The sequence below is a fragment of the Rhodococcus sp. ACPA4 genome (genome assembly GCF_002300185.1).
GTDB classification, from domain to species: domain Bacteria; phylum Actinomycetota; class Actinomycetes; order Mycobacteriales; family Mycobacteriaceae; genus Rhodococcus_F; species Rhodococcus_F globerula.
This window is the reverse complement of the sequence record NZ_NSDY01000003.1, coordinates 225163-236951: the sequence shown is the minus strand read 5'-3', so window position 1 is coordinate 236951 and position 11789 is coordinate 225163. Positions and strand designations below refer to the sequence as shown.

8 protein-coding genes are annotated in these 11789 nt (G+C 63.3%); 2 read left to right on the top strand and 6 right to left on the bottom strand.

The window, feature by feature from the left end; all coding sequences use genetic code 11:
* Window positions 1–41: 41 nt before the first annotated feature.
* Together CJ178_RS31225 and CJ178_RS31220 are read right to left on the bottom strand one after the other, a co-directional pair.
* Window positions 42–1517 (bottom strand): aldehyde dehydrogenase family protein, encoded by a 1476-nt coding sequence (locus CJ178_RS31225; protein ID WP_179300898.1) that lies wholly within the window; start codon window positions 1515–1517, stop codon window positions 42–44.
* A 166-nt stretch (window positions 1518–1683) separates the two neighbouring features.
* Window positions 1684–2793: an NDMA-dependent alcohol dehydrogenase gene (locus tag CJ178_RS31220; protein WP_095888916.1), complete on the bottom strand. Its 1110-nt coding sequence runs from the start codon at window positions 2791–2793 to the stop codon at window positions 1684–1686.
* Window positions 2794–3014: 221 nt separating this feature from the next.
* Between CJ178_RS31220 and CJ178_RS31215 the strand changes: the two genes are divergently transcribed.
* Both CJ178_RS31215 and CJ178_RS31210 read left to right on the top strand, forming a co-directional pair.
* Complete coding sequence (locus CJ178_RS31215) at window positions 3015–5237, top strand: cytochrome P450/oxidoreductase (RefSeq protein ID WP_179300897.1); 2223 nt, start codon at window positions 3015–3017, stop codon at window positions 5235–5237.
* 203 nt (window positions 5238–5440) lie between these two features.
* Window positions 5441–6589: an XdhC family protein gene (locus CJ178_RS31210; protein WP_257013624.1), complete on the top strand. Its 1149-nt coding sequence runs from the start codon at window positions 5441–5443 to the stop codon at window positions 6587–6589.
* Window positions 6590–6729: 140 nt separating this feature from the next.
* Here CJ178_RS31210 and CJ178_RS31205 read toward each other — a convergent pair whose 3' ends face one another.
* The 4 genes from CJ178_RS31205 to CJ178_RS31190 are packed head-to-tail and all read right to left on the bottom strand — an operon-like array spanning window position 6730 to window position 11498.
* A complete protein-coding gene (locus CJ178_RS31205; RefSeq protein ID WP_095888914.1) occupies window positions 6730–7641 on the bottom strand; it encodes an ABC transporter permease in 912 nt (303 codons plus the stop codon).
* The gene (locus CJ178_RS31200) at window positions 7638–8837 is read right to left on the bottom strand and encodes an ABC transporter permease (protein WP_095888913.1); all 1200 of its coding nucleotides are present in this window, start codon (window positions 8835–8837) and stop codon (window positions 7638–7640) included. Before CJ178_RS31200 ends, CJ178_RS31205 begins: the two co-directional genes overlap by 4 nt.
* The gene (locus tag CJ178_RS31195) at window positions 8837–10447 is read right to left on the bottom strand and encodes an ABC transporter ATP-binding protein (protein ID WP_095888912.1); all 1611 of its coding nucleotides are present in this window, start codon (window positions 10445–10447) and stop codon (window positions 8837–8839) included. Before CJ178_RS31195 ends, CJ178_RS31200 begins: the two co-directional genes overlap by 1 nt.
* Window positions 10419–11498 (bottom strand): BMP family lipoprotein, encoded by a 1080-nt coding sequence (locus tag CJ178_RS31190; RefSeq protein ID WP_218833769.1) that lies wholly within the window; start codon window positions 11496–11498, stop codon window positions 10419–10421. The genes CJ178_RS31195 and CJ178_RS31190 overlap by 29 nt, the downstream gene beginning before the upstream one ends.
* Window positions 11499–11789: the final 291 nt, after the last annotated feature.

Below are 11789 nucleotides of genomic sequence, written 5' to 3'. Positions count from 1 at the left end.
CCGAATGAGGGGCGCGGGCTTCGGCGTTTCTGCGTGGCTGCTCAGGGGAGGAGCTTGATCGCCACGGCCTTCTCACGGGTGAACTCGTACAGCCCGCGGTAGCCGTTACCGGAGGAGAAGCCGCTGTGCTTGTACATGTTGAACGGAAGTCCGATGACGCCCGCGTCGGAGAACTGATTGACCGAGATCTGGCCGGCACCGATTTCGGCAGACATCCGCAGCGCGCGCGAGACGTCGTTGGTCCACAGGCAAGCCAGCAGCCCGAAATCGGTGGAGTTGGCAAGGTCCAGGGCATCGGCTTCGTCGGTGAATGTCTCCACCGTCAGGACCGGTCCGAAGATCTCCTGCGAGACGATTGGCGCATTTCGATCGGAGACGGAAAGCACTGTGGGGGAGAGGAAGTGGCCGACTGTGTGGCCCTCGGGGCGCGATCCGCCGAGAAGTAGGTCGACTCCGTCGCCGAGCGCGGAGTCGATCAACTTGCTGACCCGGTCATGCTGCAGTTGGCTGACCAGAGGGCCCATGTCGAGGTCCTCGTGCCAGGCGCCTATCCGGAGCGCGGACATCGAGTCGACGACCCGCGTCCGGACCTCGTCCGCTACGTCTGCGTGCACGAGAAGTCGCGATCCGGCGTTGCAGTTCTGGCCGGCGTTCTCGGTGATCGAACGTACGATCGCCGGTACGGCAGCATCCAGATCGGCGTCTGCGAAGACGATGTTGGGCGACTTGCCGCCCAGCTCGACCTTCAGCGGTGTGAGGTTCTGGGCGGCGGCCTGCATGACCAGGCGGCCCGTGGCCACCGAGCCGACGAAGCTGATGTGGTTCACGCCGGGGTGGCTCACCAGTGCGGCACCGAGCTCAGCGCCGAGGCCGGTGAGGACGCTCACGACACCTGGCGGGATTCCGGCCTCCTGGCCCAGTTCCACGAGCGCGTGGATCGCCAGAGGGGCAACTTCGGACGGCTTGAGGATCACCGTGTTGCCTGCAGCGAGTGCGGGTGCCAAGTTGGCGGCGCAGAGCACGGCGGGCACGTTCCACGGCAACACGATCGCGCAGACGCCGTGCGGCTCGCGGCGCGTGAATCCGAAGTAGTCGGGTTGGCGAACGGGCAGGGTTGCACCGGTGAGCTTGTCAGCTCCACCGGCCGTGTACTGCATGATCGACCCGGCAATCTGGACGTTCAGCAGTCCGGCCGAGAGGGGCTTGCCGACGTTGCGGGCCTCGATCGCCGCGAGGCGATGCTGGTTTTGGAAGATCAGTCCAGCCCAGCGGCCGAGGATCGCTCCTCGTTCGGACGGGGAGGTTCGTGACCATTGGCGGGCAGCGCGGCGGGCCTCGGCGACGGCGAGGTCGACATCGGTGACCTCGCTGGCCAGGATGTGGCCGTAAGTGTCGCCCGTGGCAGGATCGATCGAGGGGAACGCAGGACCTCGGTCAAGCCATTCGCCAGCGATGAAGGTGCCGGAGTGGTCGCCCGTCGGCGGTGCGGGTGCGGGAGTTGTCTCAAGGGTGTTCACACGCCCATTTTCAGCCCGTTGGATCTCATAAGTCAAGATGCTGTATTGCATTGCGGAACTATGTCGGTCTGCGAGATCGGCTGACAGGCATACGAATTGATTGGCAGGGCCCACGAAAGTCGGGGCCGCACCTATCGGCGCGGCCCCGCTTCCTTTGATGGGTATCTCAGTCGAAGAGCACCACGCCGCGCAGGTTCTTGCCGGCGTGCATGTCCTCGTAGCCTCGGCCGATCTCGTCCAGCGAGTAGGTCTGCGTGACGATGTCGTCGAGGTTGAGTGCACCGGCCCGGTACATGTCCAGGAGTGCCGGGATGTCGGCGGTCGGGTTGCACTGGCCGAAGAGCGAGCCCTGCAAGCGCTTCTGATAGAGGGTGAGCTCAGCGAGATTAATGGGCGCGCCGGTGTTTTCGCTGTTACCGAGGCCGGTCACGACGGCGGTGCCGCCCTTACGGATGGCGGAGAATGCATCGCCGACGTGCTCTGATTGGACGACGCCTACCGTGACGATTGCGGAGTCGGCGCCCTGGCCGTTGGTGAGCTGGCGGGCGAGATCAGCGGCCGCGTCCATGTTGTCGAAAGAGTGAGTCGCACCGAAGCGCTTGGCCTGCTCACGTTTGAACTCGACGGGGTCGACCGCGATCACGGTGGTGGCGCCGGCGTGTACGGCGCCCTGTACGGCGTTGATGCCGATGCCGCCGATGCCCATCACGATGACGACGTCCGCGGGCCGGACTGCTGCCGAGTGCACGGCAGCGCCCCAGCCGGTGGCGACGCCGCAGCCGACGAGGCAGGCCTTGTCCAGGGGAATATCCTTGTCTACCTTGACCACTGAGCGCGCCGAGACGGTGGTGGTCTCCATGAAGGCAGAGACACCGCACATCTGGCCGACAGGGGAGCCGTCGGAGGCGAGGTGCACGCGGGGGACCTCCGGGGCCATCCAGACCTTGCCACCCTCGTCGCACAGGTTCTGCTGCCCTCGGGCACACCACCGGCAGCGGCCGCAGGCGGGCAGGAAGGAGAAGACGACGTGGTCGCCCACCGCTACGTCACTGACACCGGGACCGATCTTGGTCACGACGCCCGCGCCCTCGTGACCGAGCGCGAAAGGGTAGATGGCGGTAGGGGAGTCGCCGACCGTGACGTGGTCGTCGGAGTGGCAGAGGCCGGCAGCGACAAGCCGGACCTGGACCTCGCCTTCGATCGGGTCAGCTACCTCCAGGTCGACGATCTCGTAGGGGCCGGGGGCGGTGCGGACGATGGCGCCTCTAGTTCGCATGTTCAGTTCCTTATCGTGTCCGGGTTCGGCTCGGAGCGCCCTGAGTCAGGTGTCCCTCTGGATCCTGGATCTTGTCATGGACGAACGGCCGACACGTGCTGTCTCCCCGACGTTAGGGCAGGTCTAACGATTGCGCAATGCGAGACGTTGACTCACCTTGCAAGACGTTGTTAGTCTCCTTGAGATCTAGCTCACACAGGCAACGGCCGATGAGGACGGGTATGTCAACCTACGAGAACTTCGACCACCATTCGCCGGAATGTCGCGACGACATCGTCGGCTACTACGAGGCGTTCCGCGACAAATGTCCGGTCGGTCGGTCTACCGCGCATGAGAACGGCTACGTCTATCTCACTCGCTACACCGACGTATTCCACGTCGCGCGCAATGACGCGCTGTTCTCCTCGACGCGCGCCGCCGGTGACCTCGAGGGAACCGCGATCGTGATCCCGAGTGGGCCCTTCGGCGGCAACATGCAGTACCCGCTCGAGATGGACCCGCCGGACAACTTCGAGTACCGCCGGCTCCTCGACCTGGTCCTGTCGCCGGCCGCCATCGACGATCTGCGCCCGATGATCGCGCGGCACGCCTCGCGGATCGTCGACGGGTTCATCGAGTCCGGCAGCGTGGATATGGTTACGGCGCTGACCAATCCGTTGCCCAGTGCGGTGACGTTGGACTGGCTCGGTTTCCCGGAGGAGGACTGGATTCGGATCGGTGCTCCGATCCACGACGTCTTCACCTCCGAGCCGGGCAGCGAGCGGGCGCAACGCGCTTACGAGGGCATGTCTTACATGGAACAGCGGATTGCCGAGCTCATCACCGAGCGTCGCGCCAATCCTGGAACCGATGCGATCAGCGTGCTGGTGCAGGAACGCAAGGCTGACGGCTCGCTGTTCGATGACGCCGAGTTGCTGTCCGTGATCGGCCTCGCTGTCACCGGCGGCGTCGACACGACGACGTCGCTGACCGGTTCGGTGCTCGTGCACCTCGACGAGCATCCCGAGATGCGTCAGCAACTCATCGACGCACCGGACATCTTGATCGACGGAACGGATGAGTTCCTGCGCCGCTACGGTTCGGTGACCGCGATGTCGAGGACGGCGACCACGGACACCGAGATCGGTGGCTGCCCAGTCAAGGCCGGTGAGCGTGTCCTGGTGCCCTGGTTCGCTGCGAACCATGACCCGGAGGTGTTCAGCGAGCCTCACGAGGTCCGCCTCGACCGCGACGCGAGCCGCCACCTGACCTTCGGCATTGGTACGCACCGTTGCCCGGGTGCACACCTCGCGCGGGCGATGTTCCAGGAGATGATTCATCAGGTCCTGACTCGGCTGCCCGACTACAAGGTCGACCACGAGGCGGTGGTGGGGTACGCCTCGCGTGGTAACCACATGGGCTGGGACGTCATCCCGGCGACCTTCACACCCGGTGCCCGTGTCGGTGAGCAGGTCGAGCAGTTTACCGTTGCGAGCCAGGGTGGCGACACCTTCGACGTCGTGATGGACTCAGTCGACGTGATGGCTGAGGATGTCATCGCGGTGACCCTGCGTGCCGCGGATGGTTCGAAGCTTCCCTCGTGGGATCCGGGTGCTCACCTCGAGGTTCGGCTGCCGTCGGGCCGCCTACGTCAGTACTCGCTGTGCGGGCGTCTCGATGATCCGGAGACCTATCAGATCGGTGTGCTCCGCGAGCGGTCCGGTCGCGGTGGATCCGAGGAACTCCATGAGATTGCCGTCGGCGGACTCCAATTGACGGTCCGTGGGCCACGAAACCACTTCCCGCTGGTGGAGGCAGACGACTACCTGTTGATCGCAGGCGGCATCGGGGTGACTCCGATCCTGGCTATGGCGCGTTCACTGTCGGCGCGCGGCAAGCCGGCGCGGGTGCTCTTCGGTGGACGTTCGCGCGGCACAATGGCGTTCGTCGACGAGCTGGCCGGTCTGGAGGGGATCGACCTGGAGTTGGTTCCCCAGGACGAGCGCGGATTCCCGGACTTGCGGTCGGCTGTCGGGCAGAGCGGGCCGGCGACCGCCGTGTACTGCTGCGGTCCCGGCGCGATGATCGCCGAGGTGCAACGTATGTGCGACGACCTCGGTCGAGCGGACCGGCTGTACGTCGAACGTTTCGCTGCGAGTGACGAGATGGAAGCGCGACTCACCTCGACGGAGAACAATGTTCCGTTTCAGGTCGAGCTCGCCCGATCCGGCATTGTTGTCGACGTCCCGGTGGACAAGCGACTGATCGAGGTTGTGCGCGAAGTGGTCCCGGGCGTCGCCTATGACTGCGAGAAGGGCTTCTGTGGATCGTGCGAGACCCGCGTCATCGCGGGCGAGCCCGACCATCGAGACGAGGTACTCAGTGAGACCGAGCGCGAGTCCGGGCATTCCATGATCATCTGCGTGAGCCGGTCCTGCTCACCTCGCTTGGTGCTTGACCTGTAACTCTTCTCAGGTGGCGCGAATACCCGGCACTGATCTTCGGTGCCGGGTATTCGCGCATGCCGAATTCCTTTGCAACGTAAGAAAATTGGGTGTCGTTGATGTCGGGCGCCGGCGCACGTGGCGCGTTCGTAACGCTGTGCAGGATGATGTCTCGGAATGTAAGATAACGTGCATGCTTGCAGTGACCGCAGAACGCGGGATCGATGATCGTCGTCTCCGAGGTCGTCATGCATAACGTCGTTGACGATGTGGCCCTACTTGTCGACGCCGGAGCCACATTCGGACTTGCCACTGTTGTATCGACTTTCGCCTCGGCGCCGAGGTCACCCGGAAGTTCGATGATCGTCACCGGCGACGGGAGGGTTATGGGCTCTGTCTCGGGCGGGTGTGTTGACGGAGCCGTATTAACTGCATGTCAGTACGCGCAGGAAACTGGAGAATCCACTCTCGAGCACTTCGGTGTCGACGATGACGCGGCCTTCTCGGTCGGTCTCTCCTGTGGCGGGACCATCGACGTATTCGTCCAACCGATCTCGGGGTCGAACAGTGCGGCATTGATTTCGCTGATCACCAGTCTTCGCGCCGACGTGCCTGCCGTGATTGCCACGGTTGTCCAGCACGTCGACGCGGGGATGCTCGGTAAACACGTGGTAGTGAGCGCCGACGCCGTATTGCATTGCGACTCAGTGATGTTGGAAGATTTGGTTGCCGTCGATGCTCGCCGTGCGCTGGCAAGCGGTCAGACGTCGGTATTCACCTACCCAGACCAGAAGGTGCTGATTGCGCCGCACACGCAGGCTCCTCGTATGTTGGTGTTCGGAGCCAACGACTTTGCCGGGGCCGTAGTCAAACAGGGCAGACAACTCGGCTACCGAGTGTCCCTGATCGATGCACGCCCTGCATTTACCACTGCGTCGAGATTCCCGGCGGCGCATGATGTTGTCGTCGAATGGCCCCACCGATACCTCGAACGCGAGATATCCGCCGGACGCATTGATTCACGCACCGTGGTGTGTATCTTCACTCATGACATGAAGTTCGACGTGCCGTTACTTTCGACAGCGCTTCGCTACCACTCAATTCTGTATGTGGGCGCGATGGGGAGTCGGCGGACTCACGAGGATCGAAATCGTCGGCTGCGGGAGTCAGGCGTGAACGAGTCCGATATCGCACGCCTGCACAGTCCGATCGGACTCGATCTCGGAGCTCGGACACCCGAGGAAGTAGCGGTGTCGATCGCCGCCGAGATCATCGCGACTCGCTACAAGGGCAGTGGTGCTCCCTTGAGTGCTGTCGATACGCCAATCCATCAAGACATGAGCAGTCGCGTCGCTTCGCTGTGCACCATGTGATGCTCGTGTCAGTCGATGTGGGTCGAAACCGGTAGGCCACGAATCGCTTTGGCATTTCGGCACGCTGCGGTCAAAGCTGGGCCGGGGACAGCGCGGCACCCCCCGAGGTCCTCGGAGGGTGTCGTAGACCGAGGTGCGCTCTAGATAGTTCGTTGGAAGGGTTTCGCCAACGCTCGAGGTTCACGCTTGGAGCTCGCGAACATCAGCATCACCACGATCGCCAGCAGGTAAGGCATTGCCATCAGCAGATGGCTGTCCAACGTCAGTCCCATTGACGGCAGTGCCAGGCGCATCGCGTCGGCCAGGCCGAACAGGACGCAACCCAGCATCGTGCGACCCAGACGCCAGCCGCCGAAGATCACTGCGGCGAGCACGATGTAGCCACGACCGTCGGTCATGTTCTGGTTGAACGAACCGACCTCACCGACAGCCAGATATGCACCACCGAGTCCGGCCAGCAGACCACACCACATCAGCGCCTGACGCCGACGCTTGTTGACCTCGATGCCCGTCAGGTCGGCCGCGATGGGATCTTCGCCTACGGCCCGGAGTTCGAGACCCCACCTGCTGCGTTCGACCAGCCACCAGGTCAGCGGGATGATCAGCACCAGTAGATACATCGGCCATCGCCCCGTGAACAGGGCTTCGCCGATCAGCGGTAGGTCTGACAAGAGTGGTATTTCGATCTTGGTGACCTGGTGGCTCGTGAAGGTGCTGATCGCGATCAGGAATGTCGTGAGACCGAGGACCAGGGCATTGAGGACGAGACCCACGACAAATGTGTTGATGTGGGCGCGATGCACGAGGTTTCCGTGGACCATCGCGATGACGAGGCCAACCAGGGCGCCTGCCACCAAACCTGTTGTGGCGCTGCCGGTCGCGCTGGCGACGGCGACTGAGCCGAAGGCCGCGCCGAGCATCATGCCCTCGACGGAGATGTTGATTGCACCGGCACGATGCGCAAGGTACTCACCGCACGCCGCGAACGCCAGTGGTGCAGTCAGCCGCATTCCGCTGGACAGGATCGTGGTCAAATTGTCTGCCGCAGTCATGCCACAGCTCCCTCGGGCGTCGGATTTTTGGTGGCCGGAGTCGTGATGAAGGGCTTTTTGGCCCGCTTGCGTCGATGCTCGAGGAGTTGCATCACGGCGGGGGGCACCACGAAGGCGAGCACGAGCAACGCCTTCATGACGTCGACCAACGACGACGGCACTCCCGTCGAAGCCAGGAATCCTCCGCCGGCGCGTAGCACGCCGAACAACAATGCAACGGGAACGGAGATGAGCGGGTTCGATCGAGCGACCAGGACGATAAGCAGACCGTCCCAACCGATTCCGTTCGAGACTTCCGGCTGAAGGCGATTGGTGCCGACGGGACTGGTGACCAGGATTGCGCCGGCCAAGCCGGCAGTCGCCCCCGAGATGGTCAATGCCAAGGCCGAGAGCCGGCCCGTCTTGACGCCTGCATGTTTGGCTGCGATCGGGCTCAGGCCCATCATCTTGAGTTGAAGGCCCCAGCGCGAGCGCGACACCAGCAGCGCGATGGCGACCGTGAGCAGTAACGCAATGATCAGTCCGCCGTTGATCTGGATATTCGGATACTCACCGAAGGATCCCATCCGGGCGTTGGCCGGTAGCTGATTGGACTGGCTCTCCACGACTGAATCGCCGATACGGGAAGCCTGCAGCCACCAGTCCTTGCTCACGGCGAAGCCGACGATCTGGATCGCGACGAATGTCATCAGCAAGGTGCTGACGACGATGTTGACACCGCGCAGTCGATACATCAGTGAGCTCAGGCCGGCCCACAAAGCGCCGGCAACGGTTGCTGCTACCAGCGTCGCGATCACGAGTGACATTCCGGGCAGCGCGAGTCGTAGTGCGACCCAGCTGCCAGCTAGCGCACCAATCAGCACCTGACCTTCCTGGCCGATGTTGAAGATGCCGCCGCGCATCGAGACGCACGATCCGATCGCGACCAGCAAGAGCGGAGCGACGTACAGCAAGGTCGTGGACCAAGCGGACGTCGAGGCCATGCTTCCGGTGTAGAGCGCGTTGACCGCGTCCCACGCGGAACCACCGGTCCAGACGATGAGCCCCAGCGACAGTGCCATCGCCAGAAGGACGGCCCCGGCCGTCACCAAGGCAAGCTGAGCGGTCGACCGTGAAGGTTTGAGCCCGACCAGCAGTTCACGCCAACGGTTCGGTTCGGCCGAGTTCCACTCGGCCGGATTCTGCGACGCATCCATCAGGACGCTCCTCCCACCATCAGGCCGAGACGCTCGGCGGTCACGTCTTCGGCGGCCAGGACACCACTGAGAATGCCCGAGGAGATGACAGCGACTCGGGATGCGAGCGTCATCACCTCTTCCAACTCCGTCGAGATCAGCAGCACGCCAATACCTTGCGACGCCACCGTGCGAATGCGGCAGTACATGTCTTCGATCGCACCGATGTCCAGTCCCTGGGTCGGCTGGGCGACCACCAAGACGCGCGGCTTGTTGGAGAGCTCACGTGCCAGCACCAGTCGCTGCTGGTTACCGCCGGACAATCGGCCGACGGGAGCATCTACCGACGGGGCAGTGATGTTGTACTCCACCATCAGTCGCTGGGCGTTCTCCCTCATCGCACGTTGGCACAGCAGGAAGCGTCCACTGACAGCGTTCAGGGATTTCATCGCCAGGTTCTCGGCAACGCTCAGAGCGAGAATGACACCGGAGCGGTGCCGATCTTCCGGGACGATGCCGATGCCCGCGCGAGTCAGTGCGTCAGCACGTCCCAGGTCGACGATCTCGCCCTGGACCGACATGGAGCCGGAGCTGGGAAGGACCAGGCCCGATAGGATATCGCCGAGCACAGACTGACCATTGCCCTCGACGCCGTACAGGCCCACGATCTCGCCCGGAGCGACGTCGAGACTGAACTTGTCGAGCAGCACTGCGCCGTCCTGGACGACGGTCAGTTCCTGCAGGCTCAAGGCAGCCGGCTGGTTCGAGAAATCAGAAGCGGATTCACCCGTCCGGCTGTCGGCACCCGGGACGGGTAGTACACCGACCGCTGCCGCGTCGGCCAGTAGCGAGACATCGCGTCCGACCATCTGACGCGCGAGTTCCTGGTGCGTCGTCAGCGACGTTTCCTGATGGAACACGACGCGTCCCTTGCGTAGGACTGTGATCGCGTCCGTCGCGGCCGTGATTTCGGCCAGCTTGTGGCTGATCAGGATCACGGCCCGGTTTTCCGACTGAACCATGCGCCGCAGGACGTCGAACAGTTCCTCGGACTCTTCGTGTGTCAGGACCGAGGTCGGTTCGTCGAGAACCAGGAACTCTGGCTCACGGCGCAGGCACTTGATCAGTTCGACCCGCTGCCGTTCGCCGGCGGACAGTGCATCGACTCGCGCGAGCGGGTCGATTGGCAGTCCGTAACGGTGGGCCACGTGCTCGATCTGCTCGCAGGCCGACGACCGGTTGATCGCACCGGTGTCTCCGAGGATAACGTTTTCCCACACTGACATTGGCCCGATCAGGCTGAAATGTTGGTGGACCATATCGATCCCGTGCTTGCGCGCGTCCTGCGGGTTGGCGATGCGGATTTCGTTGCCCTGAATACGGATGATGCCTGAATCCGGTCTTTCCAGGCCTAGAAGGATCTTCATGAGGGTGGACTTGCCGGCGCCGTTCTCACCCAGAAGTCCATGGATCTCACCGGGTTTGATCGACAGATCGACGTTCTCGCTGGCAACGACTTTGCCATAGGCTTTGTTGATTCCGCGCAGCTCCAACGCTGGCTCCGGGACCGCCGTAGCAATCCCGGAAACCCGCTGCGCGACCTCAGGAACCAAGGCGCTTGACTTCGTCATCGGCGTTGATCTTTCCTGAACCGATATCCTGAATGAACTGATCGAGCTTCTGGTTCTGCTCGTCGGTTCCGTTGCAGAACTTGACGGTTGGAACGGCGTCGACACCCATCTTCCATGTCTTCTTCGTGCCGATCTCGAGCTTGCCGTCGGCGAATTGTGCAAGCGCCGCGGTCAGGTAGGAGCCCGGATCGAAGATGACCGAGATGTCGAACGTCGGATCAGTTGACGCGCACCGGTTGGTTCCCGGTGTCAGCGTGAGCGCGCCCGCCTGATTGGCAAGGCGGGCAGCAGCATCAGTCGATCCGCCCAGATAGGGGTAGATGACCTTGGCGCCCTGACGCAGCTGCGCCTGGGTGGCTTCCTTGGCCTTGGCCGAGTCGTTCTGATCGCCCGCGAACGATGTCAGCACGTTGGCATCGGGCAGAACCGAGCGAACGCCGCTCTTGAATGCCGCCGCAGCGCGTCGCTCGAACTCGACGTCGAGGCCGCCGACGAAACCGGCCTGGTTGAGTTGCTTGTCCTGCATCAGCAGGCCGGCCGCATAGCCCGCGGCCAGAAGGTTCTGGTTGACGCTGTCCTCGGAGAGCAGGATACGCGGAGTCTGCGCGATGTTGCCCTGCGCGGGGACGTACCAGACGGTGTTCTTGCACGCCGGTTCCTCGGATGCCGGGATCGCGTCGGCGAGCGAACCCGCACCCAGGGCGATCATGTCGACCTTCTGCGCGCACAAGGCGCGAGCGGCACTCAGGGCATCGGCTGTGCTGACGTTGCCACGAGCGATGACCGTCCAGCCCTTGGGCTTTGAGAACGTCTCCGCACCATCGACGAAGCTCTGGAAGTAGCCTCCGTCGTTGATGTCGCCCGGGCTGAGAATTCCGATGACGACCTTGCCGTCTCCGTTGACATCAGGCTGCCCCGCTGGGGTCGAAGCAGTTTCCTTGCTTCCCTGCTCGCTGCCGGATGCTTCGTTGCTCGCACACGCTGCGAGCGAGAGTACGACAACAGCAGCCATTGCCACCTTTGCGGCATTACCTCGCTGGAAGGGTCTCACTGGTGTGTCCTTTCGGGCTGGTGGAGTCACGCGGGCCTCGAACTACCTGACGTGGTGACTACTGTCCGCAAGATTTCGACTGACGCCGTGGTGTACGGGACGATTGCCATCTCGCATTGCGATTCGGTAACTCGTAGTACGAGATATGCTGTGGGCATCGGGCGAGATTGTCAAGCATTTCCCGCAGCATCGACCTCAGGACGCGGCGGAAGCGCCGCCACCAGGTCGGCAGAGAGTGAAGAATCAAGGGCTGGAAGGGCCAGAATCGCCTAGCTCATGGCCCGGGTCGCA